The following is a 24,217-nucleotide window of genomic DNA, read 5'->3' on the forward strand; positions in this document are numbered from 1 at the left end:
CCATGACCACCCTCGACGTCGTCGGCTCCGGAGGACGGGGCCAGCCGGAGCCGTCGCAGCCGTCGCAGCCGCGGCTCCCGGGGGGCGCGGGCCTGCTGCGCCGCTGGCGCCCGTCGGGCCTGTCCGGGCTGGCCCGTGGCCTCGGGCAACTGCTGGCGGTGGGGGTGCCGGTGACACTGCTGGCCACCTTCATCACCTATGGCATGACCGCGCTCACCGACAGCAATCCGGCCGCGACCGTGCTCGGGGATCTCGCCACGCCGCAGGACATCGAGCGGATGAACCACCAGTTCGGGCTGGACCGGCCGTTCCTCGTCCAGTACGTGAGCTGGCTCGGCAACGCGCTCACCGGGGATCTCGGCTACTCCTACTTCACCACCCTGCCGGTGCGGGACAGCGTCGCGCAGGCCCTGCCGGTCGACCTGTCGATCACGCTGGTGGCCGCGGTGGTCGCCATCCTCGTCGGCGGGGTGACCGGGATCGCCGCGGCGCTGAACAACGGCGGGCGGCTCGACCGTGCGGTCACGGCGGTGTGCGCCGTGGCGTCGACCATCCCGCCGTTCGTCGTCGGGATCGGTCTGATCATCCTGTTCGCGGTGACGGTGCCGGTGCTGCCCTCCGGAGGGTACGTGCCGTTCACCGAGGACCCGGGCCAGTGGCTGAAGTTCGTGATCCTGCCGGGGATCGCACTCAGCGTGGAGTTCGGTGCGGAGCTCACGCGCCAGATCCGCACCTCCCTGGTGGGCACCCTGCGGGAGAACTTCGTGACCGGTGCCACCGTGCGAGGGCTGTCGGTGCGCAGGGTGGTGTTCGGCCATGCGCTGCGCAACGCCGTCGGGCCGGCGCTGACCGTTGTCGGCCTGTACGTGCCGCGGCTGATCGGCGGTGCGGTTGTCGCCGAGGCGGTCTTCAACCTGCCCGGTCTGGGGCAGCAGGCGCTGCAGGCCGCCGAGCGCGGTGACATTCCCGTCATCCAGGGCGTTCTCGTCACCTCGATCGCACTGGTGCTGGTCTGCAACGTCGCGGTCAACGTGGCGCTGGTGCGGCTCCGCCCCGCAGCGGAGCGGCGATCATGAGCGTGCTGCGCCGGATGATCCGGCTGCGTTCGGTGCGCCTCGCCCTGCTGGTACTCGCGGTCGTCGCCGTGCTCGCGGTCGCCGGCGGCTCCCTCGCGCCGCAGGACCCGATCGCCCAGGACCCGAAGGCGATCCTGCAGAACCCGAGCGGCGCCCACTGGCTGGGCACCGACTACCTGGGCCGCGACGTGCTGAGCCGGCTGATGGACGCCACCGGCCGCTCGGTGGTCGGCGCGGCCGAGGCGGTCGGCGTCGGGCTCCTGCTCGGCGCGCCCGCGGGGCTGGCGTCGGTGGTGTTCGGCCGGGCCTTCGAATGGCTCGCGCTGCGGATCAGCGACGCGCTGCTCACCCTGCCCTACATCATCTTCGCGATCGCGGTCACCGGGATCATCGGCAACGGCATCCATCAGGCGATGCTCGCGATCGGCCTGGTGCTCGCCCCGAACTACTTCCGGATCACCCGGGCCGCGACGCTCGGCCTGGCCTCCTCGCAGTACGTCGAGATCGCCGAGCTGGTCGGGGCGTCCCGCTGGTGGATCCTGCGGACGCACATCTGGAACAAGGTGCTTCCCACCATCGTGGTGACGGCGGCGAGTGGGGCGGCGGCGTCGCTGCTGGTGGTCTCGTCGCTGTCGTTCCTCGGCATCGGGACGAAGCCGCCCGCGCCCACCTGGGGCGGAATGCTCTCGTCGGACCTGAACTACCTCGCCCAGCGGCCCTGGGCACCGCTCGCGCCCTCGCTGGTGATCATCATCACGGTGGTCGCGCTGAACGCGCTCGCGGACGCGCTCCGTGACACCACCGGCATCGTCACCGGCGATCCGGCTCGCAGYGGCCGTGCCCGTGGCAGCGACTCCGCTGACACCGCCGAGACCAGCTCTGCCGCCACAGTCAGCTCTGCCGCCACAGTCAGCTCCGCCGTCGCGACCAGTTCCGCCGCGACGGCCACGGCCACCGGGCCCGTCGAGACCACCACGGCGGCCACGTCCTCCATACCCCGGCAGAACCGGGAGGTGCGCGATGCCTGACGACCTGCTTCGGGTCGAGGACCTGAACATCACCGTCGGCGGCGTGTCGTTCGGGCGGCGCCGCCGTGCCCGCGGCGCCGGCGGAGTCCCCGCCGTGCAGGGAGTCTCGTTCACCATCCGGCGCGGCGAGGCGGTGGGGTTCGTCGGCGAGTCCGGCAGCGGCAAGACCCTGACCTGCCGGGCCGCCCTCGGCGTGCTCGCGCCCGGCTGCACGGTCAGCTCCGGTGAGATCGACTTCGACGGGACGTCTCTCGTCGACCTGCCCAGGCGCCGCTGGGACGGGCTGCGCGGCACCCGGATCGGTGCGGTCTTCCAGGATCCCGGCTCGTACCTCAACCCGTCCCACACGGTGGGCCGCCAGCTCGCCGAGCAGTTCCGGATCAAGGTCGGGCACCGCCGCCGCGAAGCCCGCCAGGCCGCGATCGCGCTGCTCGGCACGCTCGGCCTGCACCAGCCCGAGCTGGTCTACCACCAGTACCCGCACGAGCTGTCCGGCGGCATGCTGCAACGGGTCGTGCTCGCGATCGCCGTCGCCGGTGAGCCGGACCTGCTCGTCGCCGACGAGGCGACGACCGCGCTCGACGTCACGGTGCAGGCGGAGGTGCTGGAGGCGCTGGACCTGCTGCGCGCCGAGCGGGGCCTCGCGATCCTCGCCGTCTCCCACGACCTCGCCGTGATCGCGCAGCTCTGCGACCGGATCCTGGTCTTCTACGCCGGCGAGATCGTCGAGGCCGGGCCCACGGCGGACGTCCTGGCGAACCCGCGGCACCCCTACACGGCAGCGTTGCTGCGGGTCGCCTCCGTCGGTGACTGGCGGCGCCGTGAGCTGGACGTCATCGACGGCGCCGCGCCGCCGGTGGGCGCGCGGATCACCGGCTGCCGGTTCGCCGACCGCTGCGCCTTCGTCACCGACGCCTGCCGCGCGGCGCCGGTGGAGCTGCGGGCGGCGGTGCCGGGCGCGCCGGCCGGTGCGCCCGGGGGAGAGCGGTTCGCACGGTGCGCCCGGCTGGGCGAGATCGAACTGACGCCCCGAGTCCCCGAGCGAGCAGGAGCACCCACATGAACGCCACCAGGACCGCCGTTGTCGCGGAACCGCATCCGGACGGTTCCGCGGAACCGCATCCGGACGGTTCCGCGGAACCGGTTCCGGTGGCTGCCGCGGCGCCGCTCCTGGAGGTCCGTGGCCTGACCGTCTCCTTCCGCGCCCGCAGTGGGCCGGGACGGCGCACGACCGTCCTGCGGGACGTCTCCCTGGCCGTCCGTCCCGGCGAGGTCGTCGGCGTCATCGGTGAGACCGGATCAGGCAAGACCACGCTCGCCCGCGCGATCGCCGGCCTGACCCGGGCCGACGCCGGCGAGGTCGAGGTCGACGGCCGGGACGTCCGCGGTCTGCGGCGCCGCGCCCGCCGGGACTTCCGCCGCAGCGGTGCCATCCGCTTCGTCTTCCAGGACCCGCTGCGCGCGCTCGATCCCGACCTCACCATCGGCACCAGCATCGCCGAGGGGCTCGCCGTCGCCGGCCGCGGCAGCCGCGACGACCGGCGCGCGGCCGTCGCCGACGCGCTGCGCCGGGTTGGTCTCGATCCCGCCGTGGCGGACCGCCTGCCCGGGGCGATCTCCGGTGGCCAGCGGCAGCGGGCATCCATCGCCCGCGCGATCGTCGACGACCCGCGGCTGCTCATCTGTGACGAGCCCGTCAGCGCGCTGGACGGATCGAACCGCAACCTCATCCTTCGGCTGCTGGACGGGCTGCGCCGTCAGCCCGCCGATCCCGCCGTTTCCGCCAGCGCGGCCGATGCGGACCCTGGCCGTGGCCGGCTGGGGATCATCATCATCTCGCACGACCTGAGCTCGCTCGCCGGCATCGCGGACCGGGTCGTCGTCCTCTACCGCGGCCGCGTCGTCGAGGACGGCCCGATCGCCGAGGTGTTCGACCGGCCGCGGCATCCCTACACCGCGCTGCTGATCGCCTCGGCGCCGAGCATCCGCGACGAGGACGGCCCGACCCCGGCGCAGCTGCGGCGGCCCGCCGACAGGCCGGGCGCCGGGCGGCGGCCCGCCGACGCCTGCGGCTTCGCGCACCGGTGCCCATTCGCGACCGACGCCTGCGACCGGACCCCTGCCGCGCTGCCCGTCGCGGCCGGCTGGACCGTCGCCTGCCATCACACCGAGACCTGGCGGTCCTCACTACCGGCAACGTCGTCACCAGCGACGTCGCTACCGGCAACGTCGCCGCCGGCGCCTGCACGGTCCGCGCATCCCGGCCTGCCGGTCCGGCGCCACGACGTCGCCAGGCCATCGATCTCCGCCGCCGCGGGGCCTGGTACGACCGCCGTCCCGGCCCCCGCGGCCTCCGCACCTGCTGGCGCGCGCAGCGCCGTCGACGCGGGTGCGGCGCTGACCGCCCTGTCCACAAAGGAGTGAACAACGATGTCCGTTGAGTTCATCGGGATGGTTTCCACCTCGGCCGGCAGCGAGTCCCAGGGCTCGACCGGCCCCGTCGTCGACCCGGACTACCTGGACGGGTTCGTCCGCGCCCACGAGGAAGCCGGCTTCGACCGGGTGCTGGTCGCGCACGCCTCCTTCATGCCCGACGGGTTCGTCGTCGCCGACCAGATCCTCGCCCGCTCGAAGAAGCTCGGCGTCCTGCTCGCACACCGGCCCGGTTTCGTCGCCCCGACCATCGCCGCGCGCAAGTACGCCACGATCGACGCGTTCAACCCCGGCCGCATCGCCCTGCACGTCATCACCGGCGGGGACGACGCCGACCAGGCCCGCGACGGCGACCTCACCGACAAGGCCACCCGCTACCGGCGCACCGACGAGTTCCTCGACATCCTGCGGCGCGAGTGGGAGTCGGCCACCCCGTTCGACTACGACGGCGACTTCTACCAGATCCGCGGGGCCTGGTCGGCGGTGCGCCCGCCCGCTGGACGCATCCCGATCTACTTCGGTGGCGCTTCCGACGACGCGGTGCGGGTCGGCGGGAAACACGCCGACGTCTACGCGTTCTGGGGTGAGCCGCTGGCCGGGATCGTCGAGCGCATCCGGCAGGTCCGGGCCGCCGCCGCCCCGTACGGGCGTGACCCGCGGTTCAGTGTCAGCCTGCGGCCCATCCCCGCCGACACCGAGCAGGCCGCGTGGGATCGCGCCGCCGAGATCCTGGAGCTCACCCGGGAGCGCAGCGCCGACATCCAGAAGTTCCTGAAGGGCTCCGAGCAGGTGGGCAGCCAGCGGCTGCTGAAGTACGCCGACGAGGGTGACGTCCACGACAAGCGGCTGTGGACCGCCATCGCCAAGGTGACCGGCGCCGTCGGCAACTCCACCGCGTTGGTCGGCAGCTACGAGCAGGTCGCCGAGGCGCTCGTCGACTACGTGCACGTCGGCGTCTCCACCCTGCTCATCCGCGGCTTCGACCCGGTCGCCGACGCCCGGGACTACGGCAGCCTGGTGAAGCTCGTCCACGAGCGGACCGCCGACCGTGACCCCGTCACCGGCTCCGGCACACCGGCCGTGACCGCGCCCGCCGCGCCCGCCGCGGCCCCGGCGTCCGTCTGACCTGGAATCTCACTGGAAGCCGACGAAGGCGAGCAGGAGCTGACATGGCGATCGAGATCCTCGGCATGGTGGGAACCAAGGAGGTGTCGGAGACCCGCGGGTCGTACTTCGACGGCCCCGCGGTCGACGCCGCCTACCTGACCCGGTTCGCGCAGGCGCACGACGAGGCCGGCTTCGACCGTGTCCTCATCGGCTACGGGGCGACCGCACCCGACGGGTTCGCCGTCGCCGGCCATGTGCTGGCGCACACCCGGCGGCTCGGCGTGCTCATCGCGCACCGGCCCGGCTTCGTCGCGCCGACCCTGGCCGCCCGCAAGCTCGCCACCCTCGACCAGCTCAGCGGTGGTGGACGGGTCGCCATCCACCACATCTCCGGCGGCAACGACGCCGACCAGCGCCGCGACGGCGACTTCGCCGACCACGACACCCGCTACGCGCGCACCGCGGAGTTCATGGACGTCCTGCGGCGCACGCTCACCTCCGACGCGCCGTTCGACCACGAGGGGCCGTTCTACCGGTTCGAAGGCGCCTACAGCTCGGTGAAGCCGGCGACCGCCGCCGGCATCCCGCTGTTCTTCGGCGGGCAGTCCGAGGCGGCCGTCGAGGTGGGCGCCCGGCACGCGGACGTCTACATGCTGTTCGGTGAGCCGCTCGAACAGACCGCGGAGCGCATCGCCCTGCTGCGCGCCGAGGCGGCGAAGCACGGCCGCACGCTGCGCTTCAGCCTCTCCACCCGGCCGATCGTCGCCGCGACTGAGGAAGCCGCCTGGGCCCGTGCCGAGGCGATCGCCGCCGAGACCCGCCGCCGCGCCGAGGCCGCACGGGTGAGCGCGGCCCTGGTCGCCGGGCCAGCCGGGTCATCGGGGCCAGCCGGGTCGGCGGGGTCGGCGGGGTCGGCTGCGGCGGGCAGGGCGCTGTTCGCGACGTCCGGCTCGGTGGCGTCCGCCCGGCTGCAGGAGGTGGCGGCCCGCCAGCAGGTGTACGACGAGCGCCTCTGGTTCGGCGTCACCGCCCTGACCGGCCCCGGTGGCAACTCCTCCGGCCACGTCGGCACCCCGCAGCAGGTCGCCGACGCGCTGCTGCGCTACCACGAGATCGGCGTCGACACGTTCCTGATCCGCGGTTTCGACCCCTACGACGACGTCGTCGACTGGGGCAGAGAGCTGATCCCCGCCCTGCGGGCCGGTGCCGCCCGGGTACGCGAGGTGGTCCACTCCTGAACCGGGCCGCTGGCGCTCGGTGACGGGATGCCTGCGGCGTCCGGCTACTCCGGGCCGTTCTGGCGGTGCTTGTCCGCTTTCAGGGTACGTGTGGTTGTCGCGTACCCGAGACTGTAGGGCTCTCCGTGCCGGAGAACTGCGTACCGGTCGGGTCGCATCTCTGGAACGTCACGCCGCGCAGGTCTCCGCTCGGCGGAATCCGGCCCCGGGGCGCGTTCGGCGGCGTCAGCCTTCTACGCTGTACTGCGTGGATGCGGACATTGCACGCGACCGCATCGGTACGCCAGCCATCCTGCGCGGTCCCCATCCGCCGGTCATCGGACAGCAGGCAGGGCCAAAAGGGGGAAAGGGTGGCTGGCCTACCGGTGCAACCTCGCGATGCCTGCCTGATCCGCCTGATCCGCATGGCCCGTCCATGCCGCTGCTGCCGTTTTCGCCGAGCAGGAGGTATGGATTTCAACTGCCAGAGAGCCGGTCGCGGATCGGTGCCGATCAAGGTCGATAGTCGGTGGGCGGGGAGGTTCGCCCCCGTTACCTTGCTCGCAGGCCCGAAACGGGCTGTTCAGGCCACCGTCTCCGGCATGACTGATCGCCCCTGTCGCCCATGACCTGGGGGGTGTTGTCACCGGAGACGGCGGACGGACGTGACCGCTGATAGAGACCTGGCGTGGGTGATGCCTGCTCGTAACGTGGCTGCCGGCACGCTGTCCATGGTCGGCCTGGACCCCGCCACAGAAGGTGATCCACTTGGAGGAGACCGACAACCTCACCGAGCCCTACACCGTGTTCTGCGGGCTCGACGTCGGTAAGGAAACCCACCACGCCACCGCCCTGAACCCCGCCGGCAAGAAGCTCCACGACCGGCCCCTCCCCAACGACGAACCCGCCCTTCGGCAGGTCTTCACCCAGCTCACCGAAGCCGGACGAGTGCTGGTGATCGTCGACCAGCCCGCGAGTATCGGCGCTCTGTCGATCGCGGTCGCCCGCCAGATGGGCCTGGACGTCGCCTACCTGCCAGGACTCGCGATGCGCCGCCTGGCCGACCTGCACCCCGGTGAGTCGAAGACCGACGCCCGCGACGCCTACGTCATCGCCGACGCCGCCAGAACCCTGCCCCGCACCCTGCGCCGTGTCGGCACCGACGATGAGACCCTCGCCGGACTGACCGTGCTCGTCGGCTACGACAGCGACCTCGCCGCCGAATCCACCCGGCTCACCAACCGGCTGCGCGACGCCCTGCTGCACATCCATCCGGCCGCGGAACGCCTGCTGGGCAAGCACATCCACCGACCCGGGGTCCTCGAACTGCTCGCCGACGCACCCACCCCGGCCGACTGGCGACAGCTCGGCGGTGCCGGCATCGCCACGACGATGCGCCCACGATCGCCTCGGCTCGCCAAGACCCTGCCCGCCCAACTGGTCCGTGTCCTCGACGAGCAGACCGTGACCGTTCCCGGCACCGCCGCGTTCGACCGCGTCATCGCCGGCGTCGCCCGCAAGCTCCTCGGCGTGCTCGACGAACGCGCCGACCTCGCCCAGGACGTCGAGGCCGCCCTGGAGGCCCACCCTCTTGCCGAGGTCCTGATCTCGATGCCCGGCGTCGGGATCAGGACCGCCGCCAGCCTTCTGACGATCATCGGGGACGTCTCCGCGTTCCCGACCGCAGCCCACCTCGCCGCCTACGCCGGCCTGGCCCCGGTCACCCGCCGTTCCGGCAGCTCGATCCGCGGCGAGGTCCGTTCCCAACGCGGCAACCACGCCCTGAAATCAACCCTGTTCCTGTCGGCGTTCGCCAGTCTCGGTGACCCGACCAGCCGGGGCTACTACGACCGCAAACGCGCCGAAGGCAAACGGCACAACGCCGCCCTGATCTGCCTCGCCCGCCGCCGCGTCGACGTCCTCTACGCCATGATCCGCGACCGCAAGCACTACCAGCCGCCCGCTACCAACCCCACACCCGAGCCGGCCCGCGCCGCTTGACAACGCCATAGAGACACCCCATGAACGTGGCCCGACTTCCGAGAGCCCGGCAGCCTGGCAGCCCGGTTTGACGAGTCGCAAAAGTGAAGAATTTTGGTTGTTCCCACGACCAAAATCCTTCTTTCTTGCGGCTCCCAGGCAATTCTGCGGCCCTTCTGTCCCTTTTGGGGCGAACTGCTGATGCTGTGTGGGCGGAGCGGGCACCTCGATGGTTGGCGGTGCGGGTGCGGTTCGCCTTCCGTCAGCACGGGCCGCGGATCCGCGACTTCTCGGGATTTCGCTACACGTGCTCTCGGGCGACCACAATCCTCAGGTTCTCGCCCGATGGGGGCAGGGGAGCGGGCGGGCTCGAGTTCCGCTCCCGGTCAGCACTCCGTGCCGGGGGTGCCGGGGGCGTCGAGGCGGACTTCGGACCAGCCGAGGTCGCCGAGGTTGACGACGATCGCCTCCTGGGTGGTGCGGGCGATGACGACGACGGCCTCGGCGTCGGGGTCGGGGTTCTCCTCACGGTGCGGCACGTACGGCGGGACGAAGATGTAGTCGCCGGGGGAGGTCTCGACGCGGGTCTCGACCGGCTCGTCGCCGTCGACGTCCAGGAAGACGAAGACCGGACTGCCGGAGACGATGTAGATCGCGGTCTCCGACGCGCCGTGGTGGTGGTTTCCGGACGCCGTCGACGCCGGGACGTGCGTCTGGCCCATCCACAGGTTGCGTGCGCCGACGGTCTTGCCGCTGACCGCCTCCATGCGCCGCATCCCGGAGGTCTGCGTCGTGTCGCCGACGAGGCCGGCCGGGGCGATGCGGTGCAGGCGGCGGTGGAACGGGTCGATGTCGGCGGGCAGCAGGACGCCGCTGGGCGTGCGGACGAACTCCCCGTCGGCGCTGCCGGCGGGGACGTGGATGGCGGGCATCAGACTCCCTTGCTGGTACTGGGTTCGAGGTGCGCGTCCGCCGGTGCGGCCGGGGACCCGGGTGCCAAGGACCCGGGTGCCAGGGACCCGGGTGCGAGCGACTCGGGTGCCAGCGACTCGGGGGGCAGAGCCGTGGGGCCCGGGCGCACGGGTGCCAGGAGCAGTTGGCACAACGTCTCGGCGACGCGGCGTGAGATCTCGGCGGGCAGGCTCTGCCGGGCCCAGAGTGCCATCGGCAGGGGGGCCGGCTGGGGCAGGTCGTCGCGGGCGACGAGTCCTTCCGGGGTCTGGCCCAGGGTAGCCATCAGCCCGACGCCGAGGCCGGCCCGGATGGCGGCCTGCACACCGGCGAGCTGGACGGCCTCCGCGCCGATCACGGTCGGGATCGCGTGGAAGGACAGCGCCTCCAGCGCGCGGTTGCGCAGCGAGCAGGGCTGGTCGAAGACGACCAGCGGGACGGGCTGGGACAGGGAGGACGGCCGCTCCCAGGTGGGTGCGGAGTACCAGGTCAGTTCGAGCTGGCCGACCGGCCAGGCGCGGGGGTCGTCGGCCGGCCCGAGCAGCAGGGCCAGGTCGACCTGGCCGGTGTCGAGACCTTCCCGCAGGCGGTTGCCCCGGTCGATGCGGAAACGCATGACCTGGTGCGGCAGCTCCTGCTCCAGGATGCCGTTGAGGGATGGCAGCAGCTGCGCCGCGGCGTGTTCCGTAGACCCGATGACCACCGGTTCCGCGGCCTGCGGGACGAAGCTGTGCAGGGTCTCGTCGTGCAGGCCGAGGATCCGCCGGGCCTGGCGGAGGAGGTGCTCGCCGTCGCGGGTGAGCCGGGAGCCGCGCCCCTGCCGTTCGACCAGGATGCGGCCCGTCGCGGCCTCCAGGCGGCGCACATGCTGGCTGACCGCCGCCTGGCTGAGGTGCAGTGCGGACGCCGCGCGCTGGAAGCCGCCGCAGTCCGCGACAGCGACGAAGCTGCGCAGCGGGGCGATGTCCAGGGTGCGTCCCACCAGGTCAGGCTACCTAGCGGCCACACTATCTACACCGAAATGGTGAAAATAATCGCGGAACGCTATAGATCATCATTGTGAAGCGTAGTTGGACACCGCCGGCCAAACGGACGCATGCTGGGCCCATGAACCGGTCGGAGATCGTAGCGGCGGGCGTCGGCTGGCATCTGATCGACCTCACCTGTCGCGGTGCCGCCGTGTGTCGCGGTGCCGCCGCGCGCTGCCGCTGACCGTGTCCCGCCCGCTGCCAGCCCTCTGATCAGGCGTTCTGCCGGCCGAGCTGCACCGGTTTGCCGCGCGGTCGGTCCAGGGGCCGGTCGCCGCACTGAGTACATGGCCCGCTCAGGCCGCTGAGGTCGCTGGTCCGCCCGGCTGTGGATCGTCGCCGATTCGGGGTGTCGGTCTGGCGTGCCCGGCGCAAGATCGTCACTTTGCGTGTTGGATCACCCGGCCTGAGGGCGGTCCAGCGCGTGTTGCCGACCAGGAAAGGTCCACCGATGTCTGCTCGCACGCTGAAGCCCCGCACGCCGAAGCCTCGCACGTTGAAGCTCGGTGCCGTCCTGTTCGGGGTCGGCGGGCCAGGGCAGCACAACACCTGGCTCAGCCCTGAGATCCCGGGCGACGCCAGTGTGGACGTCCACTGGTACATCGCCCGCGCGCAGGCCGCCGAGGCCGCGAAGTTCGACCTCGTCTTCATCGTGGACAGCCAGTTCATCACCCCGGACTCGCCGCACCACTACCTCAGCCGGCTCGAGCCGCTCACGCTGCTGTCCGCGATCGCCGTGCACACCAGCCACATCGGCCTGGTGGGGACGATCACGACGTCCTACAACGAGCCGTTCAACGTCGCGCGCCGGCTGGCGTCCCTCGACCACATCAGCGGCGGTCGCGCCGGCTGGAACGTGGTCACCAGCGGCGACGCGGGCACCGCGGGCAACTACAGCCGGGACGAGCACTACGACTACGCGACCCGCTACGGCCGGGCACTGGAGCACGTCCAGGTCGCGCGGGCGCTGTGGGACTCCTACGAGGCCGACGCCTTCCCCCGGGACAAGGAACGCGGCGTGTTCTTCGACCGCGACCGCCAGCATGCGCTGAACCACCGCGGCGAGTACTTCTCGGTGGTCGGCCCGCTCAACCTGGAGCGCACCCCCCAGGGGCAGCCGGTGATCTTCCAGGCGGGGGACTCCGAGGAGGGCCGTGACCTCGGCGCCAGCGTCGCCGAGGCGATCTTCACACACGCCGAGACGTTGGAGCAGGCTCAGGCGTTCCGCACCGAGCTGCGGGCACGGGCGGCGGCCAAGGGGCGCGACCCTGACCAGGTGCTCGTGTTCCCGGGCATCTCGCCGATCATCGCCGACACCGACGAGCAGGCCCGCGAGATCCAGCGGGCGACTCTGGGCGCGAAGAGCTTCGCCCGGGCGCTGGCCGAGCTCGGCCGGCCGTTCGGCTGGCACGACTTCTCGCAGTACGACCTGGACGCACCGTTCCCCGAGGTCGGTGACGCCGGTGCGCTCAGCTTCCGGACCCAGGCGGAGGCCATCAAGAAGCACGCCCGGGAGAACGACCTCACCCTGCGCCAGGTGGTCGAGCACCAGCTCAGCGCGCACTACGCACCCTTCGTCGGCTCGGCGCGCACCGTGGCCGACGAGATCGAGCGCTGGTTCCGCGCCGGCGCCTTCGACGGCATCAACATCATCGTGACGGTGCCCAGCGAGTTCGCGCGCTTCGTCGACGAGGTCCTGCCGATCCTGCGCGAGCGCGGCGTCGTGCGGGACGAGTACGAGTCCACGACGCTGCGCGGCAACCTCGGGCTGCCCATTCCCGAGAACCGCCACACCGCGGCCCGCCAGCAGACGCTGCAGCCCGCCGGTGTGTGACCTGACCCATCACCTCACACCCATCACCACACCCATCACCCAGTTTCCTGCCGTGGCGGCGCACCGTCGTACCGCGGCCCATCGCACAGCCCGAACCGGCGGGAGCCCGACACCATGACCGACCACCTCGACGTCCTCGACTTCGAAGCCACCGGCGGCCTGCGCACCCGCGGGACCGTTCTGATCGTGCCGGGCCGCGGAGAGAGCCCGGCCGTCTACCGCCGCTTCGGCGCCCGCGTGGCGTCGGACACCTACCGGGTGCGGGCGACCGAAGCACCGGTGCTCGATCCGGCCGACCCGATCGCCTCCCTCGAGGTGATCGCGAAGCAGCTGGCCGAAGCCGCCGCCGGCGTGGGAGACGAGCCGACCCGGCCGCTCGTCGCGGTCGGTTCGGACACCGGCGCGGTGGCACTGGCCGCGCTCGCCGCACTCGCCGCCGGTGGTCAGCGGGGCGTCTCCGACGTCTGGCGGCCGGACGCCCTCGTCCTCGCCGGGCTGCCCGGCTACGGCGCCCACGCCACCGGCGGTTGGGACGACGAGCTGAACGCCCGTACCCACTGCCCGGTGCATCGTGGTGTGCTCAGCGACGACCCGGCAGTACAGCGGGGCAGCCTCGGCGATGTCGTCCCCGACGCGCTGCTCGACCTCGCCTACGGCAGCACCGCCACGCTGCCGCAGCTGCTGCTCGTCGGTGACGACGACCCCGTCGCCGACCGTGAGGCGCTCAGCCGCGCGGCGAAGGCGCTGCCGAACGCGCGGCTGACCGTGGTCCGTGGAGCGCACCACGACGTGCTCAACGACGTCCACCACCGGTCGGTCTCCGCCGAGGTCGTCACGTTCCTGGAGGCGCTGCGCAACGAGCCGGCGCTGAGCCCGATCATCGTCACGGAGGCGAGCAGATGGTGACAGCGGTGCCGGCGCTCGACCCCACCCGGCTGCGGCACGTCTTCGGCGCCTTCCCGTCCGGGGTCGCCGCGGTGGCCGCCCTGGTCGACGGCGCACCCGTGGGGATCGCGGCGAGCTCCTTCACCTCCGTCTCACTGGAGCCGCCGCTGGTATCGCTGTGCGTCGCGCACACGTCCAACACCTGGCCGGTGTTGCGCGGCGCGGCCCGCATCGGTGTGAGCATTCTCAGCGCGGACCAGGGCCGGGCGGCCCGCCAGCTCGCGGGGCGGGGCGGCGACCGATTCGCCGAGCTGGGCTGGCGGGTGAGCGAGCACGGCGCCGTTCTGCTCGACGGGGCGAGCGGATGGATCGAGACCAGCATCGACCAGGAGGTGCGCGCGGGTGACCACGACCTCGTCCTGCTGCGGGTGCACGACCTCGACGCCGACCACGGCATCAGCCCGCTGGTGTTCCACGCCAGCCAGTTCCGCCGCCTCGAAGCCTAGGCGCCCGCGAGCAGGTCGGGGAAGCTGCGGAGGGTGTGCCCGCCGTCGACGGCTAGGTGCTGGCCGGTGATCCAGGACGACTCCGGGCCGGCGAGGAAGCGGATGGCCGCCGCCTGGTCGTCGGCCTCGCCGTGTCGGGCGAGCGGCTGGCTGGCGAGGAAGGCGGCCCGCACGGTGTCACTGGCGAACAGGCCGGTGGTGGTGGCGGTCCGGGTGAGCCCGGGGCGCACCGAGTTGACCCGGATTCCGCGTGCTCCCAGTTCGTCGGCGGCGATCCGGACCAGGGCGTCGACCGCGGCCTTGCCGGTGCCGTAGCTGGCGAGGTTGCGGGTGGAGAAGGCGGCCGCGGTCGACGAGGTGGCGACGATCGAGCCGCCGGCCGTCATCGCCGCGCCGGCGTACCTGATGAGCAGGTAGACCGGGCGGACGTTCAGGTCCACCTCGCGGCTGAACTGGTCCGGATCGTAGGTGAGGACCGGGGCGAACGAGCCGCCGCCGGGCACTGTCACCGCGATGTCCAGGTGCCCGCCGATGCCACCGGCCGCGATCTCGACGGCCCGTTCGACGTCGGCCGCGACCAGGGTGTCGCAGCGGGCCGTGCGCAGTCGCAGGCCCTCGGTGCCCGCGAGCTTTTCCGCCGCGGCGTTCAGTTTCTCCTCGGTGCGCCCGGCGATGGTCACGGCGGCGCCGTCCCGGGCGAGCACTGTCGCGGTTGCCAGGCCTATTCCGCTGCCGCCGCCCACGACCAGGGCGTGTAGGCCGTCCAGTCGTCCCCAGGGCATCGTGTCGTCTCCTTCCGTCCTTCGACCATGGCGATCGAGTGGTGGTTGTCTGAGGTGCTGTCGCAGCAGCCGGCCTGCGACAGGGCGTTACAGGAAGCTGCCACCGCCGTCGGCCGTCACCGTGCAGCCGGTGATGTAGCCGGCGTCGGGACCGACCAGGAACGCCACTGTCCGGCCGATGTCCTGTTCCGGGTCGCCGACCCGCTTGATGGACAGCCCGCGCAGCACCTCGTCCATGAAGCCGGGTGTCGAGTCGAAGTGCGCTCTCATGGACGGGCCGGCGGCGAACGGCGCGACCGCGTTCACGGTGATGCCGTGCACGCCCCATTCGCGTGCCGCGACCTTCGTCAGGCCGCCTACCGCGGCCTTCGCCGCGACGTACGCCGAGAAGCCGGCCAGGCCGATCAGCTCCGAGCCCGACCGCAGGTTGACGATCCTTCCGTCGCCCTTCAGATGCGGGAACGCTGCCCGCATGAAGGCAAGCGTGGCGGCCGGGCCGACGGCCAGCGCGAGCGCCAGGTCGTCATCGGTGGTCTCCTCCAGCGGCACGCCGACCCGGGCCGCCATCGCGTTGTTCACCAGGATCCGCAGGTCGCCGAAACGCTCGACGGTTGCGGCGACGCACGCCTCGACCTGGGCGCAGTCGCGGATGTCGCAGGGGAAGGCAAGCGCCTTCGCACCGCGTCCTTCGATCTCGGCGGCGACCGCGGCAGCGTTGTCCGCGTTGAGCTCGGCGACGGTGACCGAAGCTCCCTCCGATGCCAGCGCGAGCGCGATGCCGCGCCCGATTCCCTGGCCGGCCCCGGTCACGATGGCCGTCCGGCCGTCGAGTGTTCCCATCAGTGCTCCCTCTGTCGGATCGTCGGGTGTCGGTGCAGGCGTCGGTGCGCAGGTGCCTCGCGGGTGCGGCGGGACAGGCCGGATCTCAGCCCGAGGTGGCAGGCTCGCCGGCAGCCGCGGTGTCGTCGAGGACGCTGCCGGTGACGGGGTGCATCGGCTGCCAGCGGGCGGTGGCGACGCGGCGGGCGAACCGCCACCCGCCGTCGCTGCCTCGCACGCAGCGGTCGGCGTAGCGGACGAGCATCCGCGGGTCCGTCGGCGTCCCGTCGGACTCCCGGTACCGGTGGTGCGCCACGCAGTAGGTCTGCGCGACCGCGACCTCGCCTGCCGCCTCGACCTGGGCGCGGTGGTGCGGGAAACCGAAGGTGCCAAACGGGTAGCGGTCGGTGCGCTCGCCCATCACCACATGATCGCTGTGCACCAGCGTGTCGACGCCGGCGTCGTCGGCCGCCCGGGCGAGCTCGACGATCCGGTGCTGCTCGCCCGCGCCGTTGACGGCGGTGCCGACGGGCAGCCCGAGAGCGAGCCGTGGACGGGTCTCCGTCACGAGTGGCGCCCCGTCACGAATCGCTTGTCTATATAGTGAGACACTATTCCGTTCACGAGACACGATAGGACGTGTCGCGAGGAGGGGTCAACGTATGCCCACCCAGCCGGCCCGTTCCGTCCAGCGGGCAGCACAGGTCCTGAAGGTGCTCGCCGCCACCCCGGAGACCGACCGTTCGCTGTCGGACATCGCGCGCGCCGTGGGCATGCCGCGTTCGTCCTGCCAGTCCGTGCTGCTCGCGCTGTGTGGCGAGGGGCTGGCGTTGCGCCGGGAACCCGGGCCGCACTATCGGCTCGGGCCCGAGCTGCTCGGGCTCGGCCGGGCCGCGAGCCAGGCCGCGGTGCTCTCCGATGTGCTGGCGGACGTGCTGCCGCGGCTGCGGGACGAGTTCGGGGCGACCGCGATGGCCGGGACCATCCAGGGTGACAGCGTGGTCGTCACCGCTGCGTACCCGGTGCCGCATCCGTACGGGCTCACGGTCAGGAGCGGCTCGCCGCTGCCGCTGCGCGCGCCGATCGGCCCGATCTACGTCGCGTGGGCCGGCGACGACGCCGAGGCCCGCTGGTTCGCCCGCGCCCAGCCGCCGCTTTCCCCCGCGCAGCGCGACACCCACCGCGCGGCACTGGCGGCGGTGCGGACGCGGGGATGGAGCGCGACGGTCCGCCCCCACGGCGAGCAGGTCGCGGCCCCTGGCGAGCCCGCTGTCCACGAGGCCACGGACGCGGACCTGGCGGCCACCCGGCTACACGTGATCGGGCTGAGCGCACCCGTCTGGACACCGGACGGGACGTTGGCCTGCTCCCTCGCGCTGACCAGCCTGCCCGGCGACGTCACCGGAGGCGAGCTGCAGCGGCTCGCTGCCCGCGTCGTCGAGGTCGCGGCACAGGTCATCGCGATCATCGGCGGAGCTCCGCCGGAGGCCAGCTGACCAGAGGCCAGCTGAACAGTAACGCGATCATCGTTGTTGCGGACGGCACCGCCCGCGGGGCAGCGCTACGCGGGGTGGAGCTGTGAGCGCAGCTCGTGCGCGCCGTCGGGGCGGGCGATCTCGTAGTACGTCCGGTAGCCGCCGCCGGGCAGCTCGACCACGGAGAGGTAACGCAGCGCGTGGTCGGCGTCGAGTGACTGCGCGGCCGGCTCCACCCCGACCGCCTCGAAGTGGCCGGGGCCCGTACCGAACGCGACACCGGTGCGCTCGGCCCAGTTCTCGGCGGCGCTGGCCCGGCCGTCGTAGAACGCCACCGTCCGGTCACCGTCGAGAAGAACGGAGCTGATCCGGACACCGCGGGCGTCCCAGTGCCCCGGGCGCGGTGCCAGGGCGATGCCGTGCCAGGTCCAGGTCAGACCGTCGGGGCTGGTGGCGTAGCGGCTGTCCATCCGGTCGGTGGCGGTGTCGTCCTCCAGCGGATGGCACGACGCCCACAGGTGCCAGCGGTCGCCGTCGTACCTGATCACCGGGTCCTTCACCGCGGTGCGCGCGTCTCCGGGCAGCACGGTCTGCCTGCGGGTGGCGTCGAAGCCGGCGGGGGAGTCGGCCTCCAGGACATCGACCCACCAGTGGTAGCTGTCGGGAGTGGCGCAGCTGACGTAGAGCCGCCAGGTGCCCTGCGGGGTGACGGCCAGCGCGGCGCGTTCGAGCGACTCGGCGCCGAACGGGCCGCGGGTGATCGTGGCCAGCTGGGTGAAGCGCTCGCCGTCGGTGGACGACGCGATGACCACCGCGTAGCCGCGCCCGCGCCCGACCGGCCGGCGCAGCCGGTAGGTGAGGTAGTAGACGCCGTCCGCCAGGATCGCGCTGGGCGCGCCGGCCCAGTAGCCCGGCCCGTCGCCGGGCGGGCCCACCACGATCGCCCCCGCGTCAGGCAGGGGGAGGGGAAGGTGCTCGGCCCGTTCGGCGTGTCCGATTGTCACGAGGCAATCCTACTTAGCCGGTAAACATGGTCGGGGATCCGGGGGCTCGCTGGCGACCGGTGCCGCGTCGCCGGCCTGTCGCCGGGTAGTCGCCGTGCGGCCTGGCCCACTCTCGGTTCCTTTCCACTATTTCTATCGGACTTACCGGTTATGCTCCGGACGACGACGCGACGCCGGGTCGTCACCTGTCGTTACACAGAATCTGTGTCGTGTCGCCCCACCAGGAGCGTGTCGAGATGCCCCTGCCCGACTTCCTCGTCATCGGCGTCCCCAAGGCCGGTACGACCGCCATCCACGCGGCGCTCAGTCGGCACCCGCAGCTGTTCCTGTCCGAGGTCAAGGAGCCGAAGTTCTTCCTCTCGGACGGGCCGCCGCCCGCCTGGCGCGGGCCCGGCGACGTCCAGACCAGCCAGGAACACGTGTGGCGGCCCGCGGACTACGAGGCGCTGTTCGACCAGGCGCCGCCCGGGGCACTGCGCGGCGAGGCGACCCCGTTCTATCTCTACGATCTCGACGCGCAGAACCGGATCCGCCGGCTGCTGCCGAAGGCGCGGCTGGTGGTGCTGCTGCGCAACCCGGTCGACCGGGCCCATTCGAACTGGACGCATCTGTGGGCCGCCGGGCTCGAGCCGGAGCGGGACTTCGTCCGCGCCTGCGCGCTGGAGGAGAGCCGCCGCGCCGCCGGGTGGGCGCATTTCTGGCACTACGTCTCGCAGGGGCTTTACGGGGAGCAGCTCGCCCACCTGTTCGAGCTGTTCCCGCGCGAGCAGGTGCTCCTGCTGCGCTACCGCGACCTGCGCGACGATCCGGTGACCACCCTCGACCGGGTCTGCGAGTTCCTCGAGGTCGAGACCGGGCTGCTGGACGTCGTGCCCTCGCAGAACGTCACCCCGTTCGTGGCGGACACCCGGCCGAACGCGGTGCTGCGGGCGGTGCTGCGCACGGGCGGCCGGTTCGGCCAGCACTTCCCGGTGCCGGTGCGCCGGGCGGTGCGGGGCCCGCTGCTCACGCTCCTGCAGCGTGAGCGAGGCGGGCGACCGAAGCTGACTCCGGCCGAGCGGGCCGCGGTGCTGCCCTACTTCACCTCCGACATCGCCCGTCTGGAGGAGCTGGCCGGCCTTTCGTACGCGGACTGGCTTACCGTAGGCCTCGAACCGGACGTCATCGACTAGGGCTGGACCGCTGAGGACCTGAGCGCGGTGGCGGCCCCCGACGAGCCTCGGGATTCCACTGCCGCCGCTGCTTCAGAGCAAGAACTGCGGATCTTGGCTGCTGCGGCAACCGCAATCCGCACTTCTTGCGGATTGCCAAGTGAGCCACTGCTCTTTTTGTCGCTATTGGTATGAATTGCGGGTGCTGCGCGGCGGTGTGGGATCCCGGCAGGTGGGCCGCACTGTGGATGCGCCGCACTGTGGATGCGCCGCACTGTGGGTGGGCGGGACCGTGGTGGGCGGGACTGCGGGTGGGCGGGACTACACGGCCGCCGTGCTCACCGGGTCTGGCAGGACCTTGCCCCGGTTGAGGATTCCGCGCGGGTCGAACACGGCGCGAAGGCGCCGCTGCAGGTCGACGGAGCCATCGCCGAGCTCGGCCGCCACCCAGCGGCGTTTGAGCAGGCCGACGCCGTGCTCGCCGGTGAGCGTGCCGCCCATCTCCAACGCGGTGGTGAACACCTCGTCGGCGGCGCGCCACACCGCCTCGGGCACCTGCGGCGCGCCCGGGTCCAGAACGGTGCCACCCAGCTCCGCTCCACCCTGGCCAGTGCCAGTGCCAGTGCCAGTGCCGGCCACGGCCTCGGCCGGGTCGACGACGAAGATCGGGTGGAGGTTGCCGTCGGCGGCGTGGGCGAGGGTGGCCACCACCACGTCGTGCCGCTCGCCGATGCGGGCGATCGCCTCGACCATGTCGGCGAGGCGTGAGCGGGGCACGGCGACGTCCTCGATCAGGGGCCGGCCGAGACGTTCGATCGCCGGCAGCGCCAGCCGGCGGGCGGCGAGCAGCTCGTCGGCGCTCGCCGGATCGGTGCTGATCTCCACGACGGTGGCGTGTTCGCGTATCGCGGCCGCGAGGCGGTCGGCGTCCGCCTCGGCGCCCGAGCCGTCGGTCTGCGCGAGCAGCAGGGCCTGCCCGCGTGCCCGCAGGTCCGTCCCGCGCCAGGCGTCGAGCGCGGCGAGGAAACGGGCGTCGAGCAGCTCCAGCAGCGCCGGGGTCACACCGGCGGCGAGGACGGCGCCGGCGGCGGCCGCGGCGGCGTGCGCGTCGCGGAAGTAGGCCGCGACGGTGGCCGGCTGCCCGGGCGGAATCGGCTGCAGCCGCAGCGCCGCCGCGACGACCACGCCGAGGGTTCCCTCCGAGCCGACGAGCAGCGCGGTGAGGTCGTAGCCGGTGACGCCCTTGACGGTGCGCCGGCCGGTGCGCAGCAGGTCCCCGCCCGGCAGCACCACGTCGAGCCCCAGCACGGCCTCGCGGGTGACGCCGTACTTCGCACAGCGCAGGCCACCGGCGTTGGTCGCGATGTTCCCGCCGAGGGTGGAGATGTCGTGGCTGGCCGGGTCGGGTGCGTAGCGCAGGCCGTGCGCGGCCGCGGCCTGGTCCAGCTCGGCGGCCCGGACGCCCGGCTCGACGACGGCGATCATGTCGGCGGGGGAGAGCTCGCGGATGCGGTTCATCCGCTCCAGGCTCAGGACCAGCTCGCCGGGGCCGGCGACCGCGCCGCCGGCGAGCCCTGTCCCGGCGCCGCGTGGCACGACCGGGACGCGGTACTCGTGCGCCAGGCGCAGCACCGCGCGCACGTCGTCGACGCCGGCGGCCCGGACGACGACCGCCGGCGGTGCCGGTGACGGCCATCCGGACCGGTCTGCCCGGGCCGCGGTCAGGTCTGCGGGGTCCTGGCTGACGCTGCCGGCGCTGGTGGCGGCCCGCAACGCGGGCAGAAAGCCTTCCGGCAGGCCGGCTCCGCCACCGCTGCCGCCACCGCCGCCACCGCTGGCGCCGGTGGCGGCAGCGGTGGCGGCGCTCGACGGCGTCAGGCTGACCTGCCCGCGGCGGCGCGCAGCTCCTCGACGCGGTTGGTGCGCTCCCAGGTGAAGTTCGGCTCGTCGCGGCCGAAGTGGCCGTAGGCGGCGGTGGGGCGGTAGATCGGCCGAAGCAGGTCGAGATCGCGGATGATCGCGGCCGGCCGCAGGTCGAAGACCTCGGTCACGGCGTGCTCGATCCGGGTGACCGGCACCGTCTCGGTGCCGAACGTCTCCACGAACAGCCCGACCGGCTCGGCCTTCCCGATCGCATACGCGACCTGCAGCTCCGCCCGGTGCGCCAGCCCCGCCGCGACCACGTTCTTGGCCGCCCACCGCAGGGCGTACGCGGCGGACCGGTCGACCTTGGACGGGTCCTTGCCCGAGAACGCGCCACCGCCGTGGCGTGCCGATCCGCCGTAGGTGTCGATGATGATCTTGCGGCCGGTCAGGCCGGCGTCACCCTGCGGCCCGCCGACCTCGAACCGGCCGGTCGGGTTGACCAGCAGCCGGTAGCCGTCGACCTCCAGGTTGAGGTTCTCCTCGGCGAGCCGCTTGAGCTCCGGCTCGACGACCTGGGCGCGGATGTCGGCGCTGAGCGTGAGGTCGAGGTCGACCCCGGGCGCGTGGTGCGCGGAGACCACGACGGTGTCGAGGCGGACCGGACCGTGCTCGTCGTACTCGATCGTGACCTGGGTCTTTCCGTCGGGGCGCAGGTAGTCCAGCACGCCGTCGTGACGTACCCGGGCGAGGCGGGCGGACAGCCGGTGCGCCAGGGTGATCGGCAACGGCAGCAGGGCCGGGGTCTCGTCGGTGGCGTAGCCGAACATGATGCCCTGGTCGCCGGCACCCTGCTGGGCCAGCGCGTCGTCGGCACCCTCGACCCGGGCCTCGTGGGCCCGGTCGACACCCTGGGCGATGTCGGGGGACTGCGACCCGATCGAGACCAGCACACCTACGGTGGCGCCGTCGAAGCCGGTCGCGGCGTCGTACCCGATCTCGGTCAGGGTGCGGCGGACGACGCTGGTGACGTCGACGTGGGCCGCGGTGGTGACCTCCCCGGCGACGTGCACATGCCCGGTGGTCAGCAAGGTCTCCACGGCCACCCGCGAGCGTGGGTCGCCGGCCAGGAAGGCGTCGAGCAGCGCGTCGCTGATCTGGTCGGCGAGCTTGTCGGGATGCCCTTCGGTGACTGATTCGGAGGTGAACAGGCGACGCGGCATTGGCATGACCTCGATGTCGTGACGGCGCTCCCGCGGCGACGGGTGCGCATACGGCGAAGACGGAGGAAACCGGGAGGAACGGTGCGGGGCAGGGAGGTGGGCCCTCAGCCGGGCTGCGCCCCGGTGGCGGCGGGCCGGGCGGGGTCGGCGGACCATTCGGACCAGGAACCCGGGTAGAGCACCGCCTCCACGCCGACCGTGGCCAGGGCGGCGGCGAGGAAGGACGCCGTGACACCGGAGCCGCAGTACACGCCGACGGCGGGCGCGTCCTCGCCCGGCCCGGGCTGCGTGACGCCTACTGCCGCCAGCGCGGCGTTCAGCTCCGCCGGCGGCAGGACGCGACCGGCGGCCCCGAGCAGCGAGGCCGCGGGCAGGCTGCGCGCACCTGGGATGTGGCCGGCGCGCGGGTCAATCGGTTCGGTCTCGCCACGGTAACGCTCGCCTGCCCGGGCGTCGAGCAGCACGCCGTCGCGCGCGAGCCGGGCGGCTTCGTCCGCATCGAGCGCCGGCAGCTGGCCCGGGGAGAGCACCACGTCACCCACGGGGGCGGTCACCTCACCGGTCTGCACCGGCAGACCGGCCTCGAGCCAGGCCGGGAGGCCGCCGTCGAGCAGCCGCACCTGCCGGTGGCCGGCCCAGCGCAGCAACCACCAGGCCCGGGCGGCGGCGAGACCGCCACTGTTGTCGTAGACGACGACCTCGTCGCCGGCACGCAGGCCCCACCGCCGGGCTGCGGCCTGCAGGCGTTCGGCCGCGGGCAGCGGATGGCGGCCGGTGCCCGGGCCGGGCTTGTCGGAAAGCTCGGTCTCGAGATCGACGAACACCGCGCCGGGGAGATGACCGGCCAGGTAGTGCTCGTGGCCGTGGTCGTCGCCGAGGGCCCAGCGCACGTCGAGCAGGACGATGCGTTCGCCTGCGTCCAGCCGGCTGGCGAGGTCGGTCGGGTCGACGACGCCGACCGCCGCCGGGTGGGCCTGGTCGCTGCCGGGGAGGCCGGGAGTCTTGGTGCCGCTCACAGGGCGACCTTCCGTCGGATGAATACGCGGATTCGCGGGGACAGGTGGATACTCGGGACAGCTGTGAAGTGCGCAGATGCCGGGGCGCGGCGGTGCGTGGGCCCGCAAGTCCGCGAGCCCGCAGGCTAACGGGGGATTGCGGGATCAGGCGGCCGGGCGGCTGCCGTTGAGCGGGGCGGTCGGTGGTGCCAGTGCCGTCAGGACCGCGCGCAGTACCCGCAGATGAGCGCTGAGCCAGCGCTCGCCGTGTGCTTCGACCTCGCCGAGGGCCGCCTCCACCAGGGTGAACGAGCGAACCGGCAGCGTCGCGCCCAGTTCGGCGAGGACCGCGCGCAGCGCGACGTCGGTCGTGACGCGGTGTTCGGGTGCGTTCGCCACGACCACCGGCACCACCAGCGTGCCGGCGAGCGCTCCCGGGGGGAGCAGATCCAGGAACGCCTTGAGCAGACCGGTGTACTGGCCCTTGTAGGCCGGTGTCGCCACGACGAGGACCTCGGCGTCACGCACCTCGGCCAGCCTGGCCCGGACCAGGCCGTGGGCGTCGGTGAACAGGTCGCCGGCGAGCCGGGCCAGCTCCACCGTGCCGCTGCCCGCACCGGTCGTTCCGGAAGCGCCGGACGGGTCGAGTCCTTCGGCCGCGGCGGTGCCCTCCGGGCCCAAGGCGGCCGGTGGGCGCGCGGGCAGCGACGTCGCCAGCCGGTGCGCCAGGAACCGCGCCACCGTCAGCGTGCGGGACGCCGGTTGCGGGCTTCCGTCCAGAACGACCAGTGAGGGTCGCGGCGCGAGAGTGCCGCGGGGGCCGGGCGGGGCGCTCATCGTTGGCTCGCTCTCTGGAGTCG

The 24,217-nt window shown here is 72.7% G+C and carries 22 protein-coding genes; 12 read left to right on the forward strand and 10 right to left on the reverse strand.

All coding sequences use genetic code 11. The features are described 5' to 3' along the window. The first annotated feature begins 2 nt into the window (after window positions 1-2). The 7 genes from CcI49_RS31480 (at window position 3) to CcI49_RS31510 (ending at window position 8,862) form a co-directional block, all read left to right on the forward strand. Window positions 3-1,076: an ABC transporter permease gene (locus tag CcI49_RS31480; RefSeq protein WP_116437554.1), complete on the forward strand. Its 1,074-nt coding sequence runs from the start codon at window positions 3-5 to the stop codon at window positions 1,074-1,076. After that, window positions 1,073-2,104 carry an ABC transporter permease gene (locus tag CcI49_RS31485; protein ID WP_076832710.1) on the forward strand — a complete coding sequence of 344 codons (1,032 nt, stop codon included), beginning with the start codon at window positions 1,073-1,075 and terminating at the stop codon, window positions 2,102-2,104. The genes CcI49_RS31480 and CcI49_RS31485 overlap by 4 nt, the downstream gene beginning before the upstream one ends. After that, the gene (locus tag CcI49_RS31490; protein ID WP_054571175.1) at window positions 2,097-3,167 is read left to right on the forward strand and encodes an ABC transporter ATP-binding protein; all 1,071 of its coding nucleotides are present in this window, start codon (window positions 2,097-2,099) and stop codon (window positions 3,165-3,167) included. The genes CcI49_RS31485 and CcI49_RS31490 overlap by 8 nt, the downstream gene beginning before the upstream one ends. Beyond that, window positions 3,164-4,528 (forward strand): ABC transporter ATP-binding protein, encoded by a 1,365-nt coding sequence (locus CcI49_RS31495; protein ID WP_241840353.1) that lies wholly within the window; start codon window positions 3,164-3,166, stop codon window positions 4,526-4,528. Before CcI49_RS31490 ends, CcI49_RS31495 begins: the two co-directional genes overlap by 4 nt. Before the next feature lie 6 nt (window positions 4,529-4,534). Next, window positions 4,535-5,662 (forward strand): LLM class flavin-dependent oxidoreductase, encoded by a 1,128-nt coding sequence (locus CcI49_RS31500; RefSeq protein ID WP_054571176.1) that lies wholly within the window; start codon window positions 4,535-4,537, stop codon window positions 5,660-5,662. A gap of 44 nt (window positions 5,663-5,706) precedes the next feature. Continuing rightward, window positions 5,707-6,882 (forward strand): LLM class flavin-dependent oxidoreductase, encoded by a 1,176-nt coding sequence (locus CcI49_RS31505; RefSeq protein ID WP_076832713.1) that lies wholly within the window; start codon window positions 5,707-5,709, stop codon window positions 6,880-6,882. Window positions 6,883-7,629: 747 nt separating this feature from the next. Then, window positions 7,630-8,862: an IS110 family transposase gene (locus CcI49_RS31510; protein ID WP_076832716.1), complete on the forward strand. Its 1,233-nt coding sequence runs from the start codon at window positions 7,630-7,632 to the stop codon at window positions 8,860-8,862. Between the two features lie 365 nt (window positions 8,863-9,227). Here the strand turns inward: CcI49_RS31510 and CcI49_RS31515 are convergent, their stop codons facing one another. Further along, complete coding sequence (locus tag CcI49_RS31515; protein ID WP_076832720.1) at window positions 9,228-9,773, reverse strand: cupin domain-containing protein; 546 nt, start codon at window positions 9,771-9,773, stop codon at window positions 9,228-9,230. Beyond that, window positions 9,773-10,774 carry a LysR family transcriptional regulator gene (locus tag CcI49_RS31520; protein ID WP_076832723.1) on the reverse strand — a complete coding sequence of 334 codons (1,002 nt, stop codon included), beginning with the start codon at window positions 10,772-10,774 and terminating at the stop codon, window positions 9,773-9,775. Before CcI49_RS31520 ends, CcI49_RS31515 begins: the two co-directional genes overlap by 1 nt. Before the next feature lie 497 nt (window positions 10,775-11,271). Here CcI49_RS31520 and CcI49_RS31525 point away from each other — a divergent pair, with 497 nt between their 5' ends. From CcI49_RS31525 to CcI49_RS31535, 3 genes are all read left to right on the forward strand, one after another. Beyond that, the gene (locus tag CcI49_RS31525; RefSeq protein WP_076832725.1) at window positions 11,272-12,654 is read left to right on the forward strand and encodes an NtaA/DmoA family FMN-dependent monooxygenase; all 1,383 of its coding nucleotides are present in this window, start codon (window positions 11,272-11,274) and stop codon (window positions 12,652-12,654) included. 114 nt (window positions 12,655-12,768) lie between these two features. Then, window positions 12,769-13,560: an alpha/beta hydrolase gene (locus CcI49_RS31530; RefSeq protein ID WP_076832728.1), complete on the forward strand. Its 792-nt coding sequence runs from the start codon at window positions 12,769-12,771 to the stop codon at window positions 13,558-13,560. Continuing rightward, complete coding sequence (locus tag CcI49_RS31535; protein WP_076832733.1) at window positions 13,554-14,045, forward strand: flavin reductase family protein; 492 nt, start codon at window positions 13,554-13,556, stop codon at window positions 14,043-14,045. Before CcI49_RS31530 ends, CcI49_RS31535 begins: the two co-directional genes overlap by 7 nt. Here the strand turns inward: CcI49_RS31535 and CcI49_RS31540 are convergent. From CcI49_RS31540 to CcI49_RS40100, 3 genes are all read right to left on the reverse strand, one after another. Beyond that, window positions 14,042-14,827, reverse strand: coding sequence for an SDR family oxidoreductase (locus CcI49_RS31540; protein WP_076832736.1), 786 nt, complete (start codon window positions 14,825-14,827; stop codon window positions 14,042-14,044). The genes CcI49_RS31535 and CcI49_RS31540 overlap by 4 nt on opposite strands. 87 nt (window positions 14,828-14,914) lie before the next feature. Then, the gene (locus CcI49_RS31545) at window positions 14,915-15,667 is read right to left on the reverse strand and encodes an SDR family oxidoreductase (RefSeq protein ID WP_076832740.1); all 753 of its coding nucleotides are present in this window, start codon (window positions 15,665-15,667) and stop codon (window positions 14,915-14,917) included. 85 nt (window positions 15,668-15,752) lie between these two features. Further along, the gene (locus CcI49_RS40100; protein ID WP_083749841.1) at window positions 15,753-16,214 is read right to left on the reverse strand and encodes a nuclear transport factor 2 family protein; all 462 of its coding nucleotides are present in this window, start codon (window positions 16,212-16,214) and stop codon (window positions 15,753-15,755) included. 94 nt (window positions 16,215-16,308) lie between these two features. Here CcI49_RS40100 and CcI49_RS31560 point away from each other — a divergent pair, with 94 nt between their 5' ends. Then, window positions 16,309-17,142 (forward strand): helix-turn-helix domain-containing protein, encoded by an 834-nt coding sequence (locus tag CcI49_RS31560; protein WP_054571186.1) that lies wholly within the window; start codon window positions 16,309-16,311, stop codon window positions 17,140-17,142. A gap of 65 nt (window positions 17,143-17,207) precedes the next feature. On the opposite strand, the gene CcI49_RS31565 is transcribed toward CcI49_RS31560, so the two are convergent. Then, a complete protein-coding gene (locus CcI49_RS31565; protein ID WP_076832744.1) occupies window positions 17,208-18,125 on the reverse strand; it encodes a hypothetical protein in 918 nt (305 codons plus the stop codon). Between the two features lie 236 nt (window positions 18,126-18,361). Here CcI49_RS31565 and CcI49_RS31570 point away from each other — a divergent pair, with 236 nt between their 5' ends. Next, window positions 18,362-19,297, forward strand: a complete 936-nt coding sequence (locus CcI49_RS31570) for a sulfotransferase (protein WP_054571245.1) — start codon at window positions 18,362-18,364, stop codon at window positions 19,295-19,297. Window positions 19,298-19,597: 300 nt separating this feature from the next. Here CcI49_RS31570 and CcI49_RS31575 read toward each other — a convergent pair whose 3' ends face one another. The 4 genes from CcI49_RS31575 to CcI49_RS31590 all read right to left on the reverse strand — a co-directional run bounded on the left by CcI49_RS31575 (window position 19,598) and on the right by CcI49_RS31590 (window position 24,194). Further along, window positions 19,598-21,049, reverse strand: a complete 1,452-nt coding sequence (locus tag CcI49_RS31575; RefSeq protein WP_076832747.1) for an FAD-linked oxidase C-terminal domain-containing protein — start codon at window positions 21,047-21,049, stop codon at window positions 19,598-19,600. 101 nt (window positions 21,050-21,150) lie between these two features. Next, window positions 21,151-22,362 (reverse strand): methionine adenosyltransferase, encoded by a 1,212-nt coding sequence (gene metK / locus CcI49_RS31580; RefSeq protein WP_006541346.1) that lies wholly within the window; start codon window positions 22,360-22,362, stop codon window positions 21,151-21,153. A 104-nt stretch (window positions 22,363-22,466) separates the two neighbouring features. Continuing rightward, on the reverse strand, window positions 22,467-23,378 hold the full coding sequence (locus tag CcI49_RS31585) for a sulfurtransferase (RefSeq protein WP_054571189.1): 912 nt from the start codon (window positions 23,376-23,378) through the stop codon (window positions 22,467-22,469). A 144-nt stretch (window positions 23,379-23,522) separates the two neighbouring features. Further along, window positions 23,523-24,194 (reverse strand): NAD(P)H-dependent oxidoreductase, encoded by a 672-nt coding sequence (locus CcI49_RS31590; protein WP_063793351.1) that lies wholly within the window; start codon window positions 24,192-24,194, stop codon window positions 23,523-23,525. Window positions 24,195-24,217 lie beyond the last annotated feature (23 nt).

The sequence above is a fragment of the Frankia sp. CcI49 genome (assembly GCF_001983215.1).
Lineage (GTDB): Bacteria > Actinomycetota > Actinomycetes > Frankiales > Frankiaceae > Parafrankia > Parafrankia irregularis.

What these genes read in the sequence shown, in the direction of transcription:
- CcI49_RS31480 (WP_116437554.1), top strand. Translation starts at nt 3, where the DNA reads ATGACCACCCTCGACGTCGTCGGCTCCGGAGGACGGGGCCAGCCGGAG.
- CcI49_RS31490 (WP_054571175.1), top strand. Translation starts at nt 2,097, where the DNA reads ATGCCTGACGACCTGCTTCGGGTCGAGGACCTGAACATCACCGTCGGC.
- CcI49_RS31495 (WP_241840353.1), top strand. Translation starts at nt 3,164, where the DNA reads ATGAACGCCACCAGGACCGCCGTTGTCGCGGAACCGCATCCGGACGGT.
- CcI49_RS31500 (WP_054571176.1), top strand. Translation starts at nt 4,535, where the DNA reads ATGTCCGTTGAGTTCATCGGGATGGTTTCCACCTCGGCCGGCAGCGAG.
- CcI49_RS31505 (WP_076832713.1), top strand. Translation starts at nt 5,707, where the DNA reads ATGGCGATCGAGATCCTCGGCATGGTGGGAACCAAGGAGGTGTCGGAG.
- CcI49_RS31515 (WP_076832720.1), bottom strand. Translation starts at nt 9,773, where the DNA reads ATGCCCGCCATCCACGTCCCCGCCGGCAGCGCCGACGGGGAGTTCGTC.
- CcI49_RS31525 (WP_076832725.1), top strand. Translation starts at nt 11,272, where the DNA reads ATGTCTGCTCGCACGCTGAAGCCCCGCACGCCGAAGCCTCGCACGTTG.
- CcI49_RS31530 (WP_076832728.1), top strand. Translation starts at nt 12,769, where the DNA reads ATGACCGACCACCTCGACGTCCTCGACTTCGAAGCCACCGGCGGCCTG.
- CcI49_RS31535 (WP_076832733.1), top strand. Translation starts at nt 13,554, where the DNA reads ATGGTGACAGCGGTGCCGGCGCTCGACCCCACCCGGCTGCGGCACGTC.
- CcI49_RS31540 (WP_076832736.1), bottom strand. Translation starts at nt 14,827, where the DNA reads ATGCCCTGGGGACGACTGGACGGCCTACACGCCCTGGTCGTGGGCGGC.
- CcI49_RS31545 (WP_076832740.1), bottom strand. Translation starts at nt 15,667, where the DNA reads ATGGGAACACTCGACGGCCGGACGGCCATCGTGACCGGGGCCGGCCAG.
- CcI49_RS31560 (WP_054571186.1), top strand. Translation starts at nt 16,309, where the DNA reads ATGCCCACCCAGCCGGCCCGTTCCGTCCAGCGGGCAGCACAGGTCCTG.
- CcI49_RS31570 (WP_054571245.1), top strand. Translation starts at nt 18,362, where the DNA reads ATGCCCCTGCCCGACTTCCTCGTCATCGGCGTCCCCAAGGCCGGTACG.
- metK (WP_006541346.1), bottom strand. Translation starts at nt 22,362, where the DNA reads ATGCCGCGTCGCCTGTTCACCTCCGAATCAGTCACCGAAGGGCATCCC.
- CcI49_RS31590 (WP_063793351.1), bottom strand. Translation starts at nt 24,194, where the DNA reads ATGAGCGCCCCGCCCGGCCCCCGCGGCACTCTCGCGCCGCGACCCTCA.